Origin of the sequence: Chloracidobacterium sp. (genome assembly GCA_016711345.1) — a bacterium.
Lineage (GTDB): Bacteria > Acidobacteriota > Blastocatellia > Pyrinomonadales > Pyrinomonadaceae > OLB17.
Genome location: JADJTD010000001.1, coordinates 1,771,322 through 1,794,563 on the forward strand (window position 1 = coordinate 1,771,322; position 23,242 = coordinate 1,794,563).

The window sequence follows — 23,242 nt, forward strand, 5'->3', positions numbered from 1 at the left end:
ATTTTTTTGACATTGCTTTTCGAATCTACTACGAGATGTTGTTGTTAATTCCCTGCTATTTTACTATAAGTTGTCGCGGCGGGCATTTTTAACTTCCGCTCTTAAAAGTTACATGCAAGAGGAACAAATTACCGAAGACGACCAAGCAGAAAAATTCTTTACCACGCCTCTCCTTATTATATTCACAACAATTTTTATTGACCTCATTGGCTTTGGAATGGTCATCCCGATCTTGCCGTACTACGCCAATACGCCGCCATTCAGTGCGACACCGCGCGACATAGGATTTTTGGTGGCCTCTTACTCGCTGATGCAGTTCTTTTTCTCGCCCGTACTCGGACGTCTCTCAGATAAATACGGCCGGCGGCCAATTTTGTTTATCAGTCTGCTCGGGTCGGCACTTGGATATTTTGTGATTGGGTTTGCAAATACTCTTTTTCTTGTCTTTCTTGGCCGCATTATCGGCGGCATCACCGGCGGAAATATTTCGACCGCTCAGGCATACATCGCTGACGTTACCTCAAAGAAAAACCGCGCAAAAGGCATGGGATTATTTGGAGCCGCGTTTGGACTCGGGTTTATTCTTGGCCCGGCAATAGCTGGAATACTGAGCAAATATGGTGTTCATGTTCCGTTTTTCTTTGCCGCCGCTCTTTCTTTCATCAATGCAGTCGCTCTCTATTTCATTCTGCCGGAATCACTAAAACCGAGTTCAAGAGCCATAATTTCCGAGCGTAAAAATCGCATCCGCGACTTATTTGAATCACTTAGGCACAAAGAATTTCGGGAAGTCAATATCGTTTATTTCCTGCTTGTAACGTCTTTTTCGATAATGACTTATGCGTTTGTTCTATATACAGCATACCGTTACGAATACACGCCTGAACAGAACGGTTATCTATTTGCGTTTGTCGGCACCGTGGCAATTGTCGGGCAAGGGCTATTGTTTGGACGGCTCGCAAATAGATTCGGTGAAGTTCCGTTGGTCGTTGTCGGCTGCTTGTTAATGGTCGTGAGCCTGTTCGTAGTCCCGCTTGTTGGACCAAATGCCGGCGGTCTCGGCGGTTTACTTATCGGAACAGCCATTTTGTCATTTGGCAACGCACTTGCTTCACCGGGATTGACAAGCCTTGCTTCAAAGACGGCGGACGAGCATGAGCAGGGACGAGCCTTGGGAATAATGCAATCCGCAGCCAGCTTAGCCAGAGCGATCGGGCCGATAGTCGGCGGTTTTCTTCTAAACAACTCACTCAATGCGATCGACGATTTTACGCTTTATCGAACGTTTTGGACTGCGTCTGCAATAATGTTTGTTGCGTTTTTGGTGGCGGTGTATTTTGCTAGAACGGTAAAGAAGGAAACTCTTGTGTGAAAGTATCTAACTGATCGCTCGTTTACGGTCGTTTGCATTAGCCGTTGGAAATACAAGTCTGAAAGTCGCACCTTCGCCAGGCGTGCTTCGGGCTTCTATCGTTCCGGAATGTTCCTGGATAATTCCATATGAAACGGCAAGGCCAAGACCGGTGCCGGAACCCACTTCTTTTGTGGTAAAAAACGGGTCAAACACTTTCTTTAGGTTTTCAGCGGGAATACCTTCACCCGTATCAGACACCTCCACTACAACAACTCCGCTTTCATCAACAGCCGTCTTAAGCGTGATTGTTCCGCCGTTAAACATCGCGTCGCGAGCATTGAGTATCAAATTTGTGAAAACCTGCTGCAGTTTTCCACCGCTGCCTGAGATCGTTGGGGGAGTTGCTGAGTAGTCCTTTAAGATCTCGATATTTGATTTTCTGATCTGCGGTTCAAGCAATTGAAGGGTATCGTTCAAAAGCTTATTGAGGTCGATCTCTCCAAATTCTTCCGAATTGCCCGAGCGTGAAAAATTAAGAAGATTACCGACAATATTCGATGCACGATCTGTCTGGCGCTGCATCTTTTGAAGCAGCGCGTGTTTTGGGTCAGTTTCCGGGATCATGCCTAGCAGCATCTGCGTATAACTCGAAACACCTGTCAAAGGGGTGTTGACCTCATGAGCGACGCCGGCCGCAAGCAGGCCAATACTGGACAGTTTCTCGCTTTGCTGCAACGTTTCTTCGAGCTTAACTCGAGACGAAACGTTCTCGAGCACGATAATCGCACCGGTTTGCTGGTTTGAGATCGATCGAAGCGGCGCAACGGCTACGTTAAGGATCAATGAATGCCCGCCCGCATCATAAGTATGAAGTTTGTAGGCGTTTCGTACCTCGGTCAGATGCCAGCGAGACTTTCCGAGAATATTCTCCAGATTTAGGGCGAAGCTTTCGTCAAAAATCTCTTCTACTAGTTTACCGACCGCCTGATTGCGATCAAGGCCGATCATTTCTTCGAACGGCGAATTGCATCGTGTAATACGCCCATTCTCGTCAACGGCAAGCAAGCCTACATTGACCGATTCGACGATCGATTCGTTAAATTCTTTGAGCAGTGCAAGCTCTTCCGTATGCTGTTTTTGCTGGCCGTAAAGTTGACTGTTTTCGATAGCAACGGCAACGTAGCCGGATATCGTCTTCAGGATCTCAAGATCCTCCGACGACAGCAGCGAGCCGTCACTAGCTCGTCCCAATCCGATCACGGCAACCATCTTGCCGCCTACAACGCAGGGAACAAAATAGTGCAATTCCTGCCGCAAGGGTTTTTTGCCGGAGCCGTTTCCATTTGAAACGGCGTGTATTATCTCATGGTCTTGCCGGTCAAATTCATCCGCTCTTACAACACCGCTCAGCGTTGATTTTTGACGTATCATCGTTCGAAAATCAGCCGGTATCTTATACTCTTCGGTAAAGCCGACAGACTTTGCTATTCGATAATGTTCGACTGCCTTTTCGTCTTCGACAAAAACCGCGACTTTTTGAACATCGAGTACCTGACAGATGCGCTCAGTCAAGCCATCCAATAGCGGTCCAAGGGCGGTTGTGGCAGACAGGGTCTTCCCAAAATCAAGCAAGCCTTGACGCATGTCATAACGCTCGCCATAAAAGAATCTGTCCGCACGCTCTTGCAGAAATTTTTTCAAAGGCTCACTGAGGAGGACAATTGCAGCCATCGCGATCAGGGCGATCAAAGCCCTGAGAGTGATCTCCGTCGTTGAGAGGTTATTCCCGACAGCTAAAAACACGAGACCTAGAGCTACTGCGCCGATCATCATTGCGATGGCTATAGTAGTCATTGCATAAACCAAAGCGCGCCGGACGACCACATCGACGTCCATCAAACGATACCTGACAACCGAGTGGCCAAAGCTCAGCGGGATCAAGGCAAGGGGCAAGGTGGTTATCGCCGTACTGAAATTATCATCAGGGATAGGAAAACCAAGCCGTTCGACCAACTGCATTAGTACGACCGGCACGATCGCCGCGATTGTACCCCACATGGTCCACTTTAGCCGCTGGCGTACGACAGGCTGACGAAAACGGAAGAAACGCCACACTAGTAAACTGGCTCCCGCCGAAATTCCAATAACAAAATGATAGAAATTCTCACGATACAACACACCAAATAGGTCAACACTGTCAATGAGACGAGCAAGTCTTTCAGTCAGCGAAGAGTCCGGCCAGAACTGGGGAACGAGAGAGAAAAATATCAGGGCCAGCGAAAATATTGTCGCCGGAACATACAGAACGTATGTTTTCCAACGCGGATTTGTAAAAACGGCGCTTCGTATCGGATAGCGAATGCAAAAGTGAACAAAAAGCGGAACAAAAAAAGCAAGAGCAATGTTATCTAGAAGATCAATAGCAAGGTCAAAATCCTTGCCGATCCCAATTGCCTTGTAGGTGTGAAAAATAAACGCGGCGAGACAAACCGTCGCAAAATGCAAGACAAATGGCGAACGGCTTCCCTGCTTGAAAAGCACGAAAATACCCACTCCCAGCCAGATCACTCCGACGATCGAGAGAAAAATTATCGACGGGCTCCATCTTTGGATCGGATCTATATGCCGGAGATCCGCGAAGTAGTAATTATTGGCAAACGAATAAGTGGGCTTTTGGTAAAAATATGTGAGGTTTCCGTCAACTCCGGCCGTCTCCAGAAACATCTGCACGTCGGCAGGCGAGGTTACCTCTTCAGTTTTTTCGCCATCGAGACCGATGCCGAGCAGCTTGTCACCAACCGAAATCCCGGCTCGCGAACCTGCTAATCCAGGAGTTACCTTAGCTGCGTAAATGCCGTCGGATCTTTGGATCCAACTAATTCCGTCTGTCGGAGGCAGATTTTGAAAGGATCGTTGAGACAAGTTTAGGGCAGCGGCTGTTACAAACAGCACGCAGGCCAGAAGCCATATCAGGCTCCAACTTGTCAACATTTTCTCTTTCATGCGATCAAGGCATATTTCGCCGTAATATTTTCAACGCAAAACACGTTCCAATCATCCTTATATCAATAGGTAACTGGAAACGTCTGTTTTTCTCGAAAAAATGACCTTTACCATAAACAGCACAAGGTTATATTACCCCGACTTATTCAACTTTTTGCTTGATAATCCGAGAATTTGGACGAGTCCATGAAAAAGCCCGCACTGCCATTTAGAGCGGTACAAACAGTGTTGAATGAATCGCCCTTGCTAACGTTCGGGCTTCGGCAATTATGACTAGAATCGGACTTGTATGCCGCCACGGAGCATTCGCTGATGGCCTGTTAATTTTAGACTTCCCTCTTCACCAAAGATGCCTGACTGGAAATCCAGCAGATTTCGGCCGTCAATAATCGCCTCTGCTCGTAAGGGCAGCCCAAAAGTGGGCAGGATCTGAGTGACCATAACGCTAAGGCCGGGATCGTAGATAGCAAGTCTGCCCCTAAATGGGTCTATAGCAAAAACTGTCGCTCTCGGTGAGAGACGAAAGACGGTTCTAAAACTCGTACCAGACGTTAATTCGGCCGCCAATTGGCCGAAGAATGACTGAAAGAAATCGTTTTCAAAGACATGGGACGGATCGGTGATAGCCTCCGTGGAAAGTGCCTGGCCGCTGCCATATGAATAGCCGCCAGATGCCGTAAGCAGTTTGCTGAGACGTCGCGTGTAAACAATGCTGATTCCCTGAGCCTTGCCTTGCTGATCGGCGACAAAATCGCCAAATCCCTCTCCGCCAAGTGTGTCAAATGATAAGCTGTTCAGGCCCACGCCCCTTCCCAGAGTTGTATCAAAAAACACATTAGTATCAACACTCGAAGAGTCGTCTATCACACGCTCGATGCCAAATTCGAGGCGGCGGCTCTTGTTGATCTGCGGCTTGCCGTCAGCAAGGACAAGATCTGCAACCGAGACCGGCTCGACAAATGAGACACTCTCGCCTTCAAGTTCAATGGCTCTGGCCCATGTTTTTTCTTCTGTCTGAGTGGTGTAAGAAGTTCGGAAACGCGTCTTTGAATTGAGATCGTACTGAAGCCCTAATCGCGGTGATAATGAATCATCGTTACCCGCACCAACAAAACGTGAGTAATCGATGCCAAAAACAAGAACTATTCCTTCGCGAACTTTCCATTCATCAAGTGCCTGAAACGAAAACTGTCCGAGCGGCTTTTCTTTGTTCGCAGCAACAATATTTCCCAACCAACTTGCAGCAGAATTAAATCGAAGCTGATGGTTTTCGCCAGAACGCAGTTTCATATCAGCTTCGAATCGCTGCGGAGAAATTTTGCCCGTTCCGGTCTGTCCGGCAACCACTACTTCAGTATTTTCATTGACCGGAATTAGCGTCGCAAAATTCACCACTGCATAGTTTCCACTTTCGGATCCGGCTACATACGATTCGACAACCGTCTGGCCTCTTCGACGTGACGTATGCTCTTCCGAATCGGTGTTGGGCAAAGTGTTCGCAGCAGTCACATCTTCGTCAATAGGCTCATTACCTTCTTGATTTTGGTAAATAGACCTTTGCGTCTGTGCACCGCGAATACGCCATTTAGAGCTATTTCTATCCAGACGTTTTTCAGGAAGAGTGTCTCCGCTGCCTGCTCGCTCAAGTTTAAATCCATAGCTCAGATCAGCGGCCTTGCCAACTTCGACACCAAAAAGGTATGTGGGGTTAAACCCTTGTGCAACGGCAAGGACAGTATAGGTTCCAGGGACTATCTTTGCCAGAAAGCTGCCGTCAGGAGACGATACAACCTGCTTTAAAAGTCGCGAGGTGCCCGCACGAAAGATCGCAACTGTGGCTGCTGCAATTGGGCTTCCGCCATCGTCCCGGATAACTCCCCTTATTGTTCCAGTCTTTGACGTAACAACACTGGAATTTGCCGTAGGCGCAGCAGCAAATGCCGCCGACAACGGCATGAGCAAAATGAACAGAGTCAGGAAAACTCTTTTCCCTTTTATCGAAAAACCCATTGATTAGAGACGAGCGCGCGTCAAACTCGTATTTTGTTCCCAAAAAAGATGCCTGTCAAGCCTGTAATGGAGCGCGGTACTCTCATTTCTACGATGCGATAAACTTGACAAAGTTTGCCCTTAGGCTAGAATTGAAGTCTGCCTTTCCGGCAGATGCGGAGACGTGGCTGAGCGGCTGAAAGCGGCGGTTTGCTAAATCGTTGTAGTCTTAAAAACTACCACAGGTTCGAATCCTGTCGTCTCCGCCATTTAATTTATATCTCAAATTTGATATATCAGATTTGAAATTGGTTTGTGTTGGCTATCAATCTTCTGGTTTGGTAGCTTTTCTTATTTCTGGCCCAATGCGAAGAACAATATTGATCTACGGCATCGCAATGGCGGCACTTCTCGCCCTGCTGAAGGTGGCCGAGTACCGATATTTTGTCCGTGATATCCCGCTTGAGTTTTATATCGGACTGGTAGCTGTGATGTTTACAGCATTGGGAGTTTGGGCGGGCCTTCGTTTAACTCGTCCAAAGATCGTCGAAATATCTGTACCGGCAATATCAGCACCATTTGAGCTGGACGACGCAAATCTCAAGAAATTTGGCATCAGCAAACGCGAATACGAGGTTCTCGAACTACTTTCCCATGGCCTGTCGAACCTTGAAATAGCCGAAAAGCTCTTTATTTCCAACAGTACGGTCAAAACGCACGTCTCAAATGTTCTCGCCAAACTAGACGCCAGCCGCCGCACCCAAGCGATCAGGCGTGCAAAAGAATTCCGTTTAATTCCATAATACTTTCGGCTGATTTTGGTGAAAAATCGGTAAATTCATACTTTCGGCTGATGCGCCGGAGTTAAATAAACCTGTATATTTGCTCAAACTTAGGAGGAAATATTATGAAAAAAGTAGTTTTAACGTTTGGCCTGATCGGGGGCTTAATAATCGCGGGTTTGGTTTGGGTGACGGCGATTCTCGTCGAACGGCGTGCCATCGGTTTTGAGAGGCTTGAGGTTGTCGGTTATGCGAGTATGCTGATCGCGCTCTCGATGGTCTTCTTTGGTATTAAATCATACCGCGACAATTATTCCGGAGGACAACTCAGATTTTGGAAGGGAGTACAGGTCGGTGTGCTGATCTCGCTGATCGCCGGCGTTTTGTATTGGGGCGGAGCAACTTCGTACGGAGTCGCGAATCCGGGCTTTGACGAGCGGTTTATGAAGCAATTCTCTGATCTAAAAGTAGGAAAATTGCAAGAACAAGGAGCCTCCGAGGATCAGATCGAAAGTGCAAAGGCAGAAGTCGAAATGATGGCCGGCCTGTTCAAAAACCCTGTACTTTTCTTCCTGATCTGCATGGTTGAGATAATGCCCGTTGGCATTATCGTAACCTTGATAAGCGCAGGCCTTTTACGCAAGAAAGAGCTTTTGCCGGCAGCCGAACAAGTATGAGATCAATGAAAATGGACCAAACTTCGATACGACCAAGGTTATGGATAGCTTTGCCGACTGCGATCGTCGTCGGCATACTAAGTGTATTCCTATTCTTTTTGTTTATGGTGCTTTACGGCCATGTGATCGATCCTGGGCACGAAGAACTGTTTTATCACGAGGCAGCTAACAGATTCGGGCCGATCGCGAGTATTATTGGCGGCATTCCTCTGATGTATTTAGCTGGACGTTGGATCGGCAAGCGTGTCGGACCGCAGTTAGCGATCAAGGCTGCTCTACTGGTATGGCTGGTCTATTTTCTTGTGGATGTGACAATAGTTGCGGCAAGCGGAATTTTATTAAGCCTGCTTCCTATGGTCGGGATCTCTTTCTCGACCAAGCTGATAGCGGTCTATCTTGGAGGACGTTCGTCTAAAAGGAATTAAAATAGTAGATCGATATGCGTATGTTCCAATGGCATTTCCCGGTTGGAAACCAAGCAGAAAGAGCTGACGGACGGTTTGAACTATCAAAAAGAAGCTAAAGATGCCGTATGTCATTGACGACAACGCGGATCGAAGACGAGAAGCGGTTCCGCTTGTCAATGGCGCTGTGATTCTAGGCTAAATATATGATCTGCAAGGGTTTATCTGTAAACACGTCCAAAAAAGCCATTTTGTAACCCCAAAAAGCCATCGGAGACCCCCTAAAAGCCATCGGACAACCCCCAAAAAGCCATCGATAAATCGCCGTTTTTTATTGAAGAAAGTCGTGGCAATAGTTCGGAACCGCTGCATAAATGCCGTCGCCGTTACTCTGATCTCCTCTGATCTCAAATTAACCCGCGATTTCTTTTATGGCATAAATACCCTGATCTCGAATGGACCGGCAATGACCCGTATAGCGTCCGTGCCCTTTGGGTCTTGCATTCGAGTTCTGTGTTAAAGGATCGGCTCAACACAAAGGTCACTGAGTTGGAGACACAGAGAACACGGAGAAAAAACTAGTTAGATTTTCAAATTTACCCGTTACCGAAATAACTGAGTTTTTGCGTTATTTACCCGTTTGCGTGAAAATCAGAGTTTATGACTACACGCGTTCGTTTTGCGCCGTCTCCGACAGGCTATTTACATATCGGTTCCGCGAGGACCGCACTTTTTAACTATCTTTACGCCAGACACACGGGCGGTAAGTTTCTATTGAGAATAGAAGATACTGACCTTGCGCGTTCTACTGAAGAGTCAACACGTTCGATTCTCGACGGGCTTGCGTGGCTCGAGCTTAACCACGACGAAGACATCATCTTCCAGTCGGACAATGCTGACAAGCACCGTGCGACAGCATTAAAATTGCTCGAAGAAGGCAAGGCCTATCGCGATTTCACTCCAAAAGTCGCGCCGTCTGACGCAAATGTAAAAGACGCGATCAAAGATCGTGCCCGAGCCGGACAAGGCGAAAAGAATATGCGCGACAATCCGTATCGCGACCTTTCGACCGAAGAAAGTGATGCACGAGCCGCTGCCGGAGAGCCTTTTGCGATACGTTTGAAAGTCGCTGCAACGGGCAAAACCTCTTTCGAAGATAGTGTGTACGGATTGCAGGAACGCGATTACGCCGAAACCGAAGATCTGGTACTTCTCCGCTCTGATAGTCATCCGCTCTATAATCTTGCTGTCGTTTGCGACGACATCGAGATGCAGATCACGCACGTCATACGCGGACAAGATCATCTCACCAACGCGCACAAACAAATTCTTATATACGAAGCGCTCGGTGTCACGCCGCCCACATTTGCCCATCTGCCGCTGATAATGGCTCCGAACAAGGGCAAACTGTCAAAACGCAAACACGGCGAAGTCGTTTCGATGACAACGTATCGTGACGCCGGTTTTCTCGCTGCTGCATTTCGCAATTTTCTCGCATTGCTTGGCTGGTCGGCAGGCGAAGAGCAAGAGATCTACTCATTGGACGAGTTGATCACAAAATTCTCGCTCGACGGAATTCATCGCTCGAACGCCGTATTCAATTTCACCGAAAATGACCCGCGCCGCTGGACCGACGACAAGGCACAATGGATGAACGCCGAATACATCCGCACGATGCCGATCAATGATCTGCTGCCATTCGTTAAACCCGAACTAAAAGCCGCTAAATTGTGGCGTGATGAATACGAGGATGACGATAAAGCATGGTTTGAAAACACTATCAACCTAATTCGTCAGCGTTTCTTTACATTGAAAGACTTTTCATCGCAGGGCCGAGCCTACTTTAGCGAAGACTACGATTTTGATCCTGCGGCGATTGAAAAAAACCTATCGAAATTTCCCGACCTCAAAATGTGGCTTCCGGAACTCGCTGACCGGTTCGAAGCAGAGTTTGAAAACAAACCCTTCGACGAAGAAAACATCGAAACCGTCGTAAAAGCCTTCACCGAAGAAAAAGGCACAAAGCTCGGCGTCATCATGAACGGCGCACGCACCTTGCTAACGGGCGTTGCTGTCGGTCCGTCAATGCTTTCGGTTTTTGAGTCTTTGGGTAAAGAAAGAGTGATCTTAAGGCTGCGAAGCCAAATTGTTTGGAATGCCTAGCGGCGAAAAAATTTCCCACTCACAGAAAAATTACCACAGCACTTGCGTAGTTAAATGACTTCATATATATTTGTAGTCAAGTAGCTACGCAATGAATTTACGACGAGATGTTTTCCAAGCCATAGCCGACCCGACACGACGGGCGATACTTGTGTTGGTGGCTTCGCATTCTATGACTGCCGGGGCGATCGCTGCGAACTTTGACACGGCGAGGCCGACAGTTTCAAAACACCTGCAAATCCTCACCGAGTGCGAATTGCTTAGTCAGGAGCAAAGCGGTCGAGAGATCCGCTATCAGATCAACGCAAAAAAAATGAAAGAAGTGGCCGAGTTTATCGAGCCGTTTCGCAAAATGTGGGATGACAGATTTAATAAACTGGAAGCCGTAATGAAAAAATACAAGAAGAAATAAACCACATAGGTACATAGTTCACATAGCATTCTAACTATGTACCCTATGTTCCTATGTGGTTATGAAATAAATGGAAAGAAAGACACAGATAAAAGCCGAAGACGGCCAACAAGATCTGGTGATCACACGAGAATTTGATCTGCCGCTCGAATTACTTTTTAGAGCTTATGTAGAGCCCGAGATCGTCGAGCAATGGATGGGAACAAAAGTGTTGAAACTGGAGAACAGACAGCACGGCGGCTACCAATTTGAAACGAGCGACGCGGATGGAAATGTGCTGTTTCGTGCCAACGGAACGATCCACGAATTTGCGCCTAACCAGAAGATCACGCGGACATTTGAAATGGAAAATACGCCGTTTCCCGTACAGCTTGAGTTTCTGGAATTTGAATCGCTCACTGACGACGCAAGCCTTCTCACAATGCAGATCGTATATAGATCGGTCGCAGATAGAGACCAAATGCTGCAGCTGCCCTTTGCCCAAGGCCTGAATATGGCCCATAACCGATTACAGGAAACGGTAAGCAAATTAAGATAACGCTATGACAAAGACACACAAAATTATCTATTGGATCTCGACTCTCTGGCTGGCGTTAGGAATGACATCGACCGGGATAGTGCAGTTGATGAAAATGAAAGATGATGTGGATAGAATGGCTCATTTAGGCTATCCAGCATATCTTTTGACAATGCTGGGCATTTGGAAAATTTTGGGCGTAATTGCAGTCCTTGTTCCAAAATATCCTTTGATAAAAGAATGGGCATACGCAGGTTTTTTCTTTACAATGTCCGGAGCGGCAATTTCACATATCGTGGTGGGCGATCCCTTTAGTGAAATAGCTCCGTCGCTACTGCTGCTGACCCTGACCATCGTGTCGTGGTATTTCAGGCCTGAGAGTAGAAAAATACCGTCGGGAAATCATTAAGAACGCAGGACACGATTTTCTTAGATTGTATGAATAGATCAATTTACTCAGCCCTGATCTTGTTTTTGCTGATCAACAGTCAAATTTTTGCTCAGAGCAAAGATGCTTTGCAGCAAAAAATACAGCACATCGCTACTTCCAGAAAAGCGGTGGTTGGCGTTTCGATTCTCGGCAATAACGGAAAAGACAAAGTATCAATTAACGGCGACAGACGTTTCCCGATGCAAAGTGTTTTTAAGTTTCATATCGGATTGTTGATGCTTTCTGAGATCGACAAAGGCAATTTTTCGCTTGACCAAAAAGTTGAAATTCAGAAAAAAGACCTCTTGCCCGGCCTTTATAGTCCGATCAGAGATAAATATCCCGACGGAGCAACTCTAACGATCGCAGAGATCTTAGAATATACGGTTTCTCAAAGCGATAATGTCGGTTGCGACGCTTTGTTAAGATTACTTGGCGGACCTCAAGCGGTTGAAAAATATTTTGAGAAAAATAAATTCAAAGATGTTTCCATAAAGATCAACGAAGAAGTAATGCAGAATAATTGGGATCTACAGTTTCAAAATTGGACGACCCCAAATGCCGCCAACAAAGTACTGGAAACGTTTTATTACAACAAGAAAAAGCTACTTTCTCCAAAAAGTTACGAGTTCATTTGGAAGGTAATGCGGGAAACTTCGACAGGTCAAAACCGTCTGAAAGGACAATTACCTGTAGGCACCGTTGTCGCCCACAAGACAGGCTGGTCGGGGACGAACAAGAAGACTGGAATAACAGCGGCGGTCAACGATATTGGAGTCGTCTTTTTGCCGAATGGCAGCCATTTTTTCATCAGTATTTTTGTGACCGATTCAAAAGAAGATGCCGCAACCAATGAAAAAATTATTGCCGACATCGCCAAAACAACTTGGGACTATTTTGTTACAAAAACCAAATAAAATTACAGTTACTTCCGTTATTCCGATGTAACTGTGTTTCTAAATATAATGAAAAAGATCAATAACAAGAATAATGAAATGTTGCTAGCAGACCGTGAAGAACTGCTTGGCGAATTAAAGACACGTTTTGAGAAAAACATGAGCCGCCACAAAGGCCTTGAATGGGCCAAGGTTCAGGCAAAGCTGGACGCCGATCCTGCAAAATTTTGGTCGCTCAGTGAAATGGAACGCACAGGCGGTGAACCGGATGTCGTAGGGTTTGATAAAAAGAAGGGCGAATACGTTTTTTATGATTGCAGCGCGGAAAGCCCTAAAGGCCGCCGGAGTATTTGTTATGACAGAGCGGCGTGGGAATCCAGAAAGGAACATAAACCGGAAAACAGCGCTTTGGGCATGGCCGCCGAAATGGGAATTCGTATCTTAAACGAGGAAGAATACCGGGAGCTGCAAAAGCTCGGAAGATTTGATACAAAAACTTCAAGCTGGATCGAAACGCCTGTTGATATTCGCGAGCTCGGCGGAGCTATCTTCGGCGACTGGCGCTACGGCCATGTTTTCATCTACCACAACGGCGCCGAGTCATACTATGCCGCCAGAGCATTCCGCGGCTCAATACGGATCTAGATCGTGCTAGACATTGATCACACGTCTTTTCACAGGCGACGACAAAACTATGGTAGTCGTAGTGATGCCATAAGGTGTCAATCTATCTATCACTTCCTGCAAATGCCCCACTGAGGCAACAGCCACTTTCATAATAAAACTGTCTCCACCGGTGCCGCGATGGCATTCGAGCACTTCGTTTGATTCCTGCGCGACCTCGATAATGTGGCTGTAATCGACGCCGGTGATGCTCATCCGCACAAACGCCGTGATAGGCAAGCCAACTTTTGCCGTGTCGATCTCAGCACGGTAGCCGAAGATGATGTGTGCGTCTTCAAGCTTGTGGACACGCTCAATCACCGCCGGTGTCGTCAGTCCAACTCGACGGCCAAGCTCGGCGTAACTCGTGCGGGCGTCTTCTTGTAACTCCTTGAGTATTTTCTTGTCTATATCGTCAATCATTTTCTATTAGGGTGTTTCATTGGAGTACGGTGAAGCGAACAAGTATTATTAAGCAAAACATGTAAATTAACTTACAATCTAAAGCAATCCTACCATACTAACTTATACTCCTTATTCAGAAATTCTATTAAAACCATTAGAATAGTTTATTCGCAGATAACGAGTTTTTCGACCGCACTCATCGACACCATGAAAGGAGCAGCCGCAAAAATGCTTACCGACACCGTTTCAAGCCCATCATCTGATGGCGATTTTGCTCTGGAGAATTTCCGCGTGTCCGACGAAGACTTGCCGGAATTTAAGGATTTGAAGTTCGAGAATATCAACGAACTCCATCTCGATCATCCGGGAGCGAGCGACCCTGAATACCGTAAACGGCGTGATTACATAGCGAGCCTTGCAAAACGCTTTCGTGAAACCGGCGAGATAACCGACGTTGATTACACCGACGAGGAACAGGGCATCTGGCAGCATGTGGCGACGCGACTGGAGGAATTGCATCAAAAGCACGCCTCGCCGTTTTATCTGCAGGCAAAACGCGATCTCGGTATCACGACCGAACGGATTCCCCAACTCTCCGAAATGAACCGCCGACTAAAGGAATTGACGGGTTTTCGGCTTGCGCCGATCGAAGGTTTGGTCGAGACACGCGGATTTCTGAGCTGGCTTTCCTATCGAACGATGCTTTCCACGCAATACATCCGCCATCATTCGCGGCCCGAATACACGCCCGAACCGGACATCGTCCACGAAGCCATCGGTCACATTCCGATGTTTACAAACGCAAATTTTGCCGACTTTTCACAGTTCATAGGTCACGGAGCCCGTATTGCGAACGACAAACAGCTCGAAGAGCTTGGCCGACTCTATTGGTTCACGGTCGAGTACGGCATGGTCGAACATGAAGGCGAGATCAAGGCATACGGAGCTGGCCTGTTATCAAGCTACGGCGAACTAGAACACTCATTTACAGACAACGTAGAACGCCGTCCATTTGATTTAGAGGAAGTTATAAACACGCCCTACGATTACAGTGACATGCAGCCGGTTTTGTATGTAATCCGATCATATGCTGAACTAAAAGCAGTGACAAAAAAGTATATCGAGACATTCCAATGATGACAGAAACAGATACAGCGATTAACACAACGGTTCAAAACCCTTTGGGCCTGAAGAAGATACACCACGTCGAGTTTTACGTCGGCAATGCGAAGCAGGCGGAGTTTTATTACCGCAAGGCATTTGGGTTTTCGCGTGCAGGTTATTCGGGACTGGAGACGGGGAATCGCGAGACGACTTCGTATTTGATGCGCCAGACGAATATTAATTTTGTGCTGACGACACCGCTTTCGCCTGAGCATCCGGCGGCCGAGCACATTAAACAGCATGGCGACGGTGTTCGCGACATTGCATTTCTTGTCGAAGATGCCGATCACGCTTTTAACGAGGCGGTGAAGCGTGGCGCGACTGCCGTTACACTGCCCCACGATTTGTCAGACGAGAACGGCAATGTTCGTCATGCCGCGATCGCGACCTACGGCGACACGATTCATTCGTTCATCTCGTACAACAACAATAACGGCCACAATTATTCCGGGCCGTTCCTGCCCGGTTTTGTCGAGCAAAAAGTCGAGGGAGACCCCACTGGCATAATGCTCGTCGATCATATCGTCGGCAATGTCGAGCTTGGCAAGATGAACCACTGGTGTGATTTTTATCGCGATGTGCTTGGGTTTTTCCGTTACATTACGTTTGACGACAAGGACATTTCGACCGAGTATTCGGCGTTGATGTCGATCGTGATGTCCGACGGCCAGCACAATATCAAATTCCCGATCAATGAACCTGCGACAGGCAAAGGCGGTAAATCGCAGATACAGGAATACATCGATTTTTACCGCTCGGCCGGAGCTCAGCATATCGCTCTTCTTTGTCGAGACATCCGAAGCACCGTCACACAATTGATGGCAAACGGCGTAGAATTCCTGACGATTCCCGATACCTATTATGATGACCTGCTGGACCGTGTCGGCGAGATCGACGAAGATATCGAATCGTTAAAGAAGCTAGGCATACTCGTTGACCGCGACGATGAAGGCTATCTACTGCAGATCTTTACAAAACCGGTCGAGGATCGCCCAACGGTTTTCTACGAGATACTCCAGCGCAAGGGGTGTAAAGGATTCGGCAAAGGCAATTTTAAAGCGTTGTTTGTTTCTATCGAGGAAGAGCAAAGGCGACGGGGGAATCTCTAATGAAATACTTGTTTTTTGGCCTAGCCTTTTTCTTTGGAGTTCAGTACGGTTTTTCGCAGACTGTCACGGTCGAAGCCACCACGAACAAAAAACGAATCGCTGAAATCCTAAAAAAGGATAAAGAAGATGCGCAAGACAATAAACAATATTTTGCCGAATGGGATAAATGCCGCCAGCTCACAGGCGAAGGAAAGGTAAAGGAAGCAGAAGCTTCATGCCGTCTTGTCGTTACATACGCCGAGAAACTGCCCAAAGACCGTTATCTGGAAAGGTCGTCCGCATATCAATCTTTAGCGTGCGCGCTGCTGTGGCAGCGAAAAGCGGATGAGGCTATTATCCTATTGAACAAGGCCCTCGAAATTAGCAAGCCCGTCCTCGATGACACCGACGCAGAAACCGGCGAAATATACTTCTCGCTGGGGCTATCGTATCATCAGCTCGGCAATATCGATGAAGCAAGAACCTATTACATTAAAGCCGAAACTACTTATCGAACAGCCTTCAAGAAGATAAATGATGACGAAATCGGAGGACATTATCCGAAACCAATCATAAAGATTCTTGAAGCACATTTGGTTTTGCTTAAAAACTCGGGACTTAGTCTCGAAGCCGCGAAGATAGAAAAACGAATGGAAGAAACAAAAGTTGAATTCGCTCGATTTTTAAAATAATTATCTTGCCTTAAAAAAATCTATTGTGAAACTCAAATATCAAACAGGTTTTGGAAATGAATTTGCGACCGAGGCGGAAAAGGGCGCTTTGCCGGTTGGGCGCAATTCGCCGCAGAAGGCGCCGCTTGGGCTTTATGCAGAGCAGCTTTCGGGGACGGCTTTTACCGCGCCGCGCTCACATAATAGACGAACGTGGACCTATCGCATCAGGCCAAGCGTAATGCACAGCCCGTTTCAGCCTTATGTTGCCCTGACTGACGTGCGAGGTACTGACACACTGTTCAGGTCGTCGCCTTTTGATGAAGTAGTAACCACGCCGAACCAACTGCGTTGGGACGCAATGCCTGTACCGAGCGAGCCGACGGATTTTATCGACGGCATAACGACAATTGCGGGCAACGGTGACCTGTTTTCACAGGTTGGCATCGCCGTGCATATCTATGCATGTAACAAAGGCATGGGCGACCGTTATTTTTATAACGCCGACGGCGAGATGCTGATCGTGCCTGAGATGGGACGGCTCGGCATTTTGACCGAGCTGGGAGCGATGCAGATCGGGCCGGGCGATATTGCTATCTTGCCGCGTGGCTTGAAATTCCGCATAGAGCTTGGTGACCGCCAAGCTCGTGGTTATATCTGTGAGAATTACGGCCAGCACTTTCGCTTGCCCGACCTCGGGCCGATCGGTGCGAACGGGTTAGCAAATCCGCGCGATTTCGAAACGCCCGTGGCCTGGTACGAAGATCGCGATGCGCCATGCGAGATCATTGCAAAATTCGGCGGCAATCTTTGGTCGGGTGAGATGGGATACTCGCCGCTTGATGTCGTTGCTTGGCACGGCAACTACGCGCCGTATAAGTATGATCTTAGACGATTTAACACCATCGGCTCGATATCGTTCGATCATCCCGACCCGTCGATCTTTTTGGTGATGACCTCGCCATCTGGCGAGGCAGGTGTAGGGAATTGTGATTTTGTGATCTTTCCTGACCGCTGGCTTGTCGGCGAAGACACGTTTCGTCCGCCTTGGTATCACCGCAACACAATGAGCGAATACATGGGCCTCATCTACGGCCAGTACGACGCCAAGGAAGAAGGCTTTGTGCCCGGCGGCGGCTCGCTCCACAACCAAATGTCAGCTCACGGCCCTGACCAAGACGCTTTTGACAAAGCTTCGAATGCAAAGCTTGCTCCGCAAAAGCTCGAGGGCACGATGGCGTTTATGTTCGAATCGCGCTACATAATCCGCCCGACGCGTTTTGCAATGGAATGTCCGCAGTTGCAGAAGACCTACCACGAAGTTTGGGGCGGGCTAAGAAAGAACTTTAAACCTTGAACCAAGTTCGCGCTTCTGAAAATCCCGTTTTATAATTCTAGTTACAGTAAAAAGTAATAGGAGAAATAAATGGGAATCAAACGAACATCAGAAGCAAAATGGAATGGCAGCATCACCGAGGGCAGCGGCAATGTAAAACTCGGCAGCGGTGCTTTTGAGGGCGCGTATTCATTCAACTCGCGATTCGGCGACGATACAAAGGCAACAAATCCAGAAGAATTGATCGCAGCAGCTCATGCAGCTTGTTATTCAATGGCTCTGACCGGCTTTTTGGGTCGTGCAGGATTTCATCCGACATGCGTCGAGACAAAGGCCGTTGTTCATCTCGAAAAAAAGGACGATGGTTTTGTAATACCAAACATCGACCTCGAAACCATCGCCGAAGTGCCGAATATCACGGACGATGAATTCCAAACCATTGCCAAAACGGCAAAAGAGAAATGCCCGGTTTCGCAAGTGCTTGCCGGGGCTGTGATCAGCCTGAGCGCTACACTCAAATAATATTCAGTGATTTGGACAATAATACACTAAAATCTGAGCCACTAATTTTTCCGCGGGGTGTAAGATTTCCAACTAGAAACGATATTCCACCCGCAGATGCAGATGAGATTCTCGAAAGAGTTTCTCGCGCTCAGATAACGACGGGATATATTATTTCGCAAGCTGAAGGACAGGCATTCGACGCTTATATCGAGGCAAATGTCCATGCGCCTGAGGTATTCGAAGTATTCCGCAATCTCTGCTTCTCACTTTTGCCTGAAATAGCATCTCCATTGATAGGTCTGAAAGATGAAGAACCCATATTTGGTCCTTATACGTATCGAGCTGACGCGGTCGGCGTTCTTGAATCCTATAAAGACATATTGGAAAATGATGGATTTCTGGAGTTTGGTCTCATTCATCAGAGCGAAATCGTGTTCGAAGAGATATTTGTAGCCTCACCTAAATATTTCAAGATTTGGACTAAGAATGGTGGTTTGGCTGAAGAAATCCTTCAGTCGGCACGTATTCCCAAATGCGCGACTCTTGAATTTATCGATGAGTACCCAATGGTCAGCTTGAGCATTGGCGACAACGGGAATGCCGCGTGGACGATTCCGTATCATGCGATTCAAGACGAATTCGCACGTCTGCCGAAACCTGAGATGCCAAAGGATGCGTAATATGGAATTCAAATTTATCGCCACATCCGATAAGGGCGAAGTGTCGGCAATCTTGATAAAGCCGAAAGGTGCAACGCACTTGCTAGTGTTAGGTCACGGTGCGGGTGCGGATATGCGTTCGGCATCAATGCAAAAGATCGCGGAGAATCTTGCCGAGCAGAAAATCGCGACGTTTCGTTACAACTTTCCATTCAAGGAACGTGGGGCGAGCGGAGTCGATTCGCCCAAAGTCGCAACAGCGACTGTTCGATCGGCGGTCGCGGCCGCAAAAAGAATCGAACCAAAAATTACATTGCTTGCAGGCGGACATTCCTTCGGCGGGCGGATGACGACGACCGCGCAATCCGAATCTCCGCTCGACGGTGTCAAAGGTCTCTTACTTTTTTCGTTTCCGCTTCATGCGCCAAATCGTCCGGACGATTCGCGAGCCGCACACTTAAGCGCCGTAAGAATTCCGATGCTCTTTCTCACGGGAACGCGGGACACACTAAATGAACTCGCGTTATTTCGCCCTCTGATCAAAAAGCTCGGCGATAACGCAACGCTTCACCTTCTCGACACCGCAGACCACGGCTACAAAATTCTCAAAAAGACGCGCCAGTCAGACGAAGATGTTTTTGTCGAAATGGCGCGTTCGGCTCGTGAGTGGATAGATAGGGTCGAAGCGTGAGCCCGAACACACGAAGCCTTTCTGCCTGTGGTCAGTCAAATCAATCACTCGCAGGCTGGCAGCCTGCGTTCCGAAACTCGCATTTCCATCTGCCTTTGCTGTATTATTTAGTCAAAACTAAGGAGACAAAAATATGGAACAAGCTGGGGCATCCGGGCTATCACCTGCACGAATATTAGAAACGGGCATGGCATTTTGGCCGGCCAAAACACTGCTGTCGGCGGTTGAACTTGGTGTGTTTACGCAGCTGGGTAATGGTTCGATGACCGGAGCGGAGCTTCAAAATGTGCTCGGTCTGCATCCAAGGTCAAATCCCGACTTTTTTGATACGCTGGTCGCACTTCGCTTTCTCGAACGCGATGGTGACGGCCCAGATTCGCGATATCGGAACACTGATGAAACTGCCTTTTTCCTCGACCGCAGCAGCCCGGCTTTTATGGGCGGATTTCTCGAAATGGCAAACGGTCGTTTGTACCCGTTTTGGGGCGACCTGACCGAGGCTCTTAAAACCGGCAAGCCGCAAAACGAGACAAAGCACGGCGGCGAAGGCGTCTTTGAAGAGCTTTACCGCGAGCCTGCACGTCTCGAACAGTTTATGGACGCGATGGCGGGCATATCGGCTGGAAATTTTACGGCGCTTGCGGACAAGTTTGATTTTTCCAAATATGAAACGCTTTGCGATGTCGGTGGAGCGGCTGCGACTTTATCGATGATCGTTGCACAGAAACATCCGCACCTTATTTGCACTTCAGCAGATCTGCCCGCGGCGACAGCCATAGCCGCAAAGAAGATAGAAGCAGCAGGACTAAGCGACAGAGTTTCTGCCGTTCCGATTGATTTCTTTACCGATCCGCTGCCAAAAGCCAATGTAATTACGATGGGCATGATCCTCCATGACTGGAATCTTGAGAACAAGATGATGCTGATCCAAAAAGCTTACGACGCTCTGCCGGAAGACGGAACGTTCATCGTCATTGAAGCCTTGATCGACGACGCACGACGCGAAAATGCTTTCGGACTAATGATGTCGCTGAATATGCTTGTCGAGTTTGGCGAGGCATTTGATTACAGCGGAGCGGATTTTGACAAATGGTGTAAGGAGGTTGGTTTCAAGCGAACCGAGGTTATTCATTTGGCCGGCCCGTCGAGTGCCGGTATCGCTTATAAATAATCTATGTGTAGAAATATCAAGATTCTTTTCAATTTCGATCCACCAGCCACAACTGATGAGGTCCAGGCGTCATCGCTGCAGTTTGTGAGAAAGCTGTCGGGAATGAACAAACCGTCACAGGCAAATGAAGAAGCCTTTCATCTAGCAGTAGAACGTGTCGCTGCAGCAGCTCAGGAAATGCTGAACTCTCTAGTTACAACTTCCCCGCCGCGAGATTGTGAAACTGAAGCCATAAGGGCAAAGGCTCGTGCGGTAAAACGTTTCGGATAGGACTCGCCGAATATCGAACGATCGCACAGTGGAAATAATTGGAGAAAAGTCTTCTAAACTTGTAGCCGAGCCTATCTGACCGCAAAATAGCGATAAATGGAAAAAAGCGATTTCAAATGGATAATTCCGATAGCGATAGTTTGTCTTGTTGTCTTTGCAAACTCAGTAGGCGGCGGATTTGTATATGACGACAATCGTCAGATATTGCGCAATACGCTGATCCAGGACAACAGTCTGCTCTGGAAAGCTCTTACGTCCGACGTATGGGCGTTTAAGGGAGACGGTTCGATCGCGGCAAGCAATTACTGGCGGCCTACGTTCACGCTGTGGCATATCATAAACTTTCGCCTCTTCGGCACCAGTCCGCTCGGATGGCATATTACGAATATTGTCCTTCACAGCGGAGTTTGCGTTATGGCGTATGCGATGCTTCGCCGCTGGGCATTCAGTGCGATGACTGCTTTTGCGATCGTGATTATCTTTGCGGTTCATCCGGTGCATACCGAGTCCGTCGCTTGGATATCAGGATCGCCGGACCTTCTTTTCTCGCTCGCATTTCTTGCGTCGCTTTGGTTCGCGCAAAGTTATGCCGAGACGAATAAGAACAGCAACCTGTTTATAGCCATACTTCTATATGCCGCGGCGCTCGGAGCAAAAGAGATCGGCATAATCTGCTTGCCTATCTATTATCTTGTTTTCATCGGAGCCGAGAATAAGAAAAAGAAACGTATCGATGCACAAACACCGTTGCTCGCCTTTGCGACGATAGCTATTGTTTACTTTCTCATGCGATGGGGAGTACTAGGTGCTATTTCGCACCCACCGGACGATGCGGTTGGCATTGGTAATGCTGTGATGAGCATTCCGGCGATCTTTGCTTTCTATCTAAAGCAGATCTTCTTTCCATACCCGATCGCCGTAAATTATCCGCTCGAACCTGTATCGCAGATCGGTGCGGAGAACTTTTTTATTCCATTGGTTGTTACCGCTGCGACCCTCACTGCTTTGTTCTACCTTGTAAGATCACATACACGAGGCAAGCTCGCCGCCGCGATCTTTCTGCTTCCGCTCATTCCGGCGATGAATGCAACAGCGTTCATTTCTGATCAGATGGTACATGACCGCTACTTGTATCTGCCGCTGCTTGGGATGTTGATGCTCATCGTGCCGTTTGCGGTGAAATTTCTTGACGAACGTTACGTTATGGCCGCCTGTGTTGCGATCAGCATTTTGTTGTCGGTTCAAACTTTTATGTACAACCGCGCTTGGGAAAATGACCTAACATTATGGTCCTGGACATCAAGTATCGACAATTCCACTTTTACCTCGATGCAGTACGGAAATGCCCTAGCTGAGGTAAACCGCAATGAAGAGTCGATAAACGCATACACCGCCGCGATCGAGAAAAGGCCGCTGCCTCGCGGATTTATTGGACGCGGACGCGTGTATTTGAAAACAAGACAATATGCTAAAGCGCAGGCTGATCTGGAGGCGGCGGCAAATTTTCCACGAGAACAGGTGGAAGCATATGCTCTCTATCAAGCCTACGAGGCACTGGGACTTGCATACAGCGAGCAGAAAAAATATCAGGAAGCGGTACAGAGCTTTAGCGAAGCACGCATTAAGTTGCCGATCTACGCAGCAGCTCTGACAAACGACCTCGCAGTCATCCTGTATCAGAGCGGCCAAAAGGACGCCGCTCTTACCGAACTGGAAAACGGCCGCGATCAAGCAAGAAAGGAGCTTCTTCCGGAATCAAAGGATGTCTTCCTGCGGCTCGGTATGCTTTATCAGGAAATGGGCCGCAAGGATGATGCCCGCACGGCACTTAACGAATATATGGATCTGACCGCGTCTATCAAGGACAAGAAAACTACAGCCAGCCGCGCTCAGGCAACAAAACTGTTAGATTCTCTTAATAAGTAGTTATTGCATCAGTGGTCATTTTTCAATCTATAATAAGATCCGCACGATTTGTTATCGTTACTTTTAC

23 protein-coding genes and 1 tRNA gene are annotated in these 23,242 nt (G+C 47.8%); 21 read left to right on the forward strand and 3 right to left on the reverse strand.

Features of this window, described 5'->3' with window-relative positions:
- The first annotated feature begins 112 nt into the window (after nucleotides 1-112).
- A complete protein-coding gene (locus IPL32_07275) occupies nucleotides 113-1,372 on the forward strand; it encodes an MFS transporter (protein MBK8465618.1) in 1,260 nt (419 codons plus the stop codon).
- Between the two features lie 6 nt (nucleotides 1,373-1,378).
- On the opposite strand, the gene IPL32_07280 is transcribed toward IPL32_07275, so the two are convergent.
- Nucleotides 1,379-4,357: a PAS domain S-box protein gene (locus IPL32_07280; protein ID MBK8465619.1), complete on the reverse strand. Its 2,979-nt coding sequence runs from the start codon at nucleotides 4,355-4,357 to the stop codon at nucleotides 1,379-1,381.
- A gap of 273 nt (nucleotides 4,358-4,630) precedes the next feature.
- Nucleotides 4,631-6,367 (reverse strand): TonB-dependent receptor, encoded by a 1,737-nt coding sequence (locus tag IPL32_07285; protein ID MBK8465620.1) that lies wholly within the window; start codon nucleotides 6,365-6,367, stop codon nucleotides 4,631-4,633.
- Between the two features lie 157 nt (nucleotides 6,368-6,524).
- Here IPL32_07285 and IPL32_07290 point away from each other — a divergent pair.
- The 10 genes from IPL32_07290 to IPL32_07335 all read left to right on the forward strand — a co-directional run bounded on the left by IPL32_07290 (nucleotide 6,525) and on the right by IPL32_07335 (nucleotide 13,272).
- Nucleotides 6,525-6,615 (forward strand) — tRNA-Ser (locus IPL32_07290).
- Nucleotides 6,616-6,711: 96 nt separating this feature from the next.
- A complete protein-coding gene (locus IPL32_07295; protein ID MBK8465621.1) occupies nucleotides 6,712-7,149 on the forward strand; it encodes a response regulator transcription factor in 438 nt (145 codons plus the stop codon).
- A gap of 104 nt (nucleotides 7,150-7,253) precedes the next feature.
- Nucleotides 7,254-7,805 carry a DUF4199 domain-containing protein gene (locus tag IPL32_07300; protein ID MBK8465622.1) on the forward strand — a complete coding sequence of 184 codons (552 nt, stop codon included), beginning with the start codon at nucleotides 7,254-7,256 and terminating at the stop codon, nucleotides 7,803-7,805.
- The gene (locus IPL32_07305) at nucleotides 7,802-8,230 is read left to right on the forward strand and encodes a hypothetical protein (protein MBK8465623.1); all 429 of its coding nucleotides are present in this window, start codon (nucleotides 7,802-7,804) and stop codon (nucleotides 8,228-8,230) included. The genes IPL32_07300 and IPL32_07305 overlap by 4 nt, the downstream gene beginning before the upstream one ends.
- Nucleotides 8,231-8,869: 639 nt before the next feature.
- The gene (locus IPL32_07310; protein ID MBK8465624.1) at nucleotides 8,870-10,372 is read left to right on the forward strand and encodes a glutamate--tRNA ligase; all 1,503 of its coding nucleotides are present in this window, start codon (nucleotides 8,870-8,872) and stop codon (nucleotides 10,370-10,372) included.
- A gap of 91 nt (nucleotides 10,373-10,463) precedes the next feature.
- The gene (locus tag IPL32_07315; protein MBK8465625.1) at nucleotides 10,464-10,784 is read left to right on the forward strand and encodes a winged helix-turn-helix transcriptional regulator; all 321 of its coding nucleotides are present in this window, start codon (nucleotides 10,464-10,466) and stop codon (nucleotides 10,782-10,784) included.
- Nucleotides 10,785-10,854: 70 nt separating this feature from the next.
- Nucleotides 10,855-11,322: an SRPBCC domain-containing protein gene (locus tag IPL32_07320; protein ID MBK8465626.1), complete on the forward strand. Its 468-nt coding sequence runs from the start codon at nucleotides 10,855-10,857 to the stop codon at nucleotides 11,320-11,322.
- 4 nt (nucleotides 11,323-11,326) lie between these two features.
- A complete protein-coding gene (locus tag IPL32_07325) occupies nucleotides 11,327-11,710 on the forward strand; it encodes a DoxX family protein (GenBank protein ID MBK8465627.1) in 384 nt (127 codons plus the stop codon).
- Nucleotides 11,711-11,739: 29 nt separating this feature from the next.
- Nucleotides 11,740-12,648, forward strand: a complete 909-nt coding sequence (gene bla / locus IPL32_07330; protein ID MBK8465628.1) for a class A beta-lactamase, subclass A2 — start codon at nucleotides 11,740-11,742, stop codon at nucleotides 12,646-12,648.
- 48 nt (nucleotides 12,649-12,696) lie between these two features.
- On the forward strand, nucleotides 12,697-13,272 hold the full coding sequence (locus IPL32_07335; protein ID MBK8465629.1) for a DUF4256 domain-containing protein: 576 nt from the start codon (nucleotides 12,697-12,699) through the stop codon (nucleotides 13,270-13,272).
- Between the two features lie 6 nt (nucleotides 13,273-13,278).
- On the opposite strand, the gene IPL32_07340 is transcribed toward IPL32_07335, so the two are convergent.
- A complete protein-coding gene (locus IPL32_07340) occupies nucleotides 13,279-13,713 on the reverse strand; it encodes an Lrp/AsnC family transcriptional regulator (GenBank protein MBK8465630.1) in 435 nt (144 codons plus the stop codon).
- Nucleotides 13,714-13,902: 189 nt separating this feature from the next.
- Between IPL32_07340 and IPL32_07345 the strand changes: the two genes are divergently transcribed.
- The 10 genes from IPL32_07345 to IPL32_07390 all read left to right on the forward strand — a co-directional run bounded on the left by IPL32_07345 (nucleotide 13,903) and on the right by IPL32_07390 (nucleotide 23,175).
- A complete protein-coding gene (locus IPL32_07345) occupies nucleotides 13,903-14,832 on the forward strand; it encodes a phenylalanine 4-monooxygenase (GenBank protein ID MBK8465631.1) in 930 nt (309 codons plus the stop codon).
- Nucleotides 14,829-15,968, forward strand: coding sequence for a 4-hydroxyphenylpyruvate dioxygenase (hppD, locus tag IPL32_07350; protein ID MBK8465632.1), 1,140 nt, complete (start codon nucleotides 14,829-14,831; stop codon nucleotides 15,966-15,968). The genes IPL32_07345 and hppD overlap by 4 nt, the downstream gene beginning before the upstream one ends.
- Entirely contained in the window at nucleotides 15,968-16,639 is a 672-nt protein-coding gene (locus tag IPL32_07355) for a tetratricopeptide repeat protein (GenBank protein MBK8465633.1), read from the forward strand. Before hppD ends, IPL32_07355 begins: the two co-directional genes overlap by 1 nt.
- A 22-nt stretch (nucleotides 16,640-16,661) precedes the next feature.
- Nucleotides 16,662-17,975 (forward strand): homogentisate 1,2-dioxygenase, encoded by a 1,314-nt coding sequence (locus IPL32_07360; protein MBK8465634.1) that lies wholly within the window; start codon nucleotides 16,662-16,664, stop codon nucleotides 17,973-17,975.
- Nucleotides 17,976-18,044: 69 nt separating this feature from the next.
- The gene (locus IPL32_07365) at nucleotides 18,045-18,476 is read left to right on the forward strand and encodes an OsmC family peroxiredoxin (protein MBK8465635.1); all 432 of its coding nucleotides are present in this window, start codon (nucleotides 18,045-18,047) and stop codon (nucleotides 18,474-18,476) included.
- Nucleotides 18,416-19,138 carry a hypothetical protein gene (locus IPL32_07370; GenBank protein ID MBK8465636.1) on the forward strand — a complete coding sequence of 241 codons (723 nt, stop codon included), beginning with the start codon at nucleotides 18,416-18,418 and terminating at the stop codon, nucleotides 19,136-19,138. Before IPL32_07365 ends, IPL32_07370 begins: the two co-directional genes overlap by 61 nt.
- Nucleotides 19,131-19,808: an alpha/beta hydrolase gene (locus IPL32_07375; protein MBK8465637.1), complete on the forward strand. Its 678-nt coding sequence runs from the start codon at nucleotides 19,131-19,133 to the stop codon at nucleotides 19,806-19,808. The genes IPL32_07370 and IPL32_07375 overlap by 8 nt, the downstream gene beginning before the upstream one ends.
- Before the next feature lie 133 nt (nucleotides 19,809-19,941).
- Nucleotides 19,942-20,979, forward strand: coding sequence for a methyltransferase (locus IPL32_07380; protein ID MBK8465638.1), 1,038 nt, complete (start codon nucleotides 19,942-19,944; stop codon nucleotides 20,977-20,979).
- A gap of 3 nt (nucleotides 20,980-20,982) precedes the next feature.
- On the forward strand, nucleotides 20,983-21,249 hold the full coding sequence (locus IPL32_07385) for a DUF2277 domain-containing protein (GenBank protein MBK8465639.1): 267 nt from the start codon (nucleotides 20,983-20,985) through the stop codon (nucleotides 21,247-21,249).
- Nucleotides 21,250-21,345: 96 nt separating this feature from the next.
- The gene (locus tag IPL32_07390) at nucleotides 21,346-23,175 is read left to right on the forward strand and encodes a hypothetical protein (GenBank protein MBK8465640.1); all 1,830 of its coding nucleotides are present in this window, start codon (nucleotides 21,346-21,348) and stop codon (nucleotides 23,173-23,175) included.
- Nucleotides 23,176-23,242: the final 67 nt, after the last annotated feature.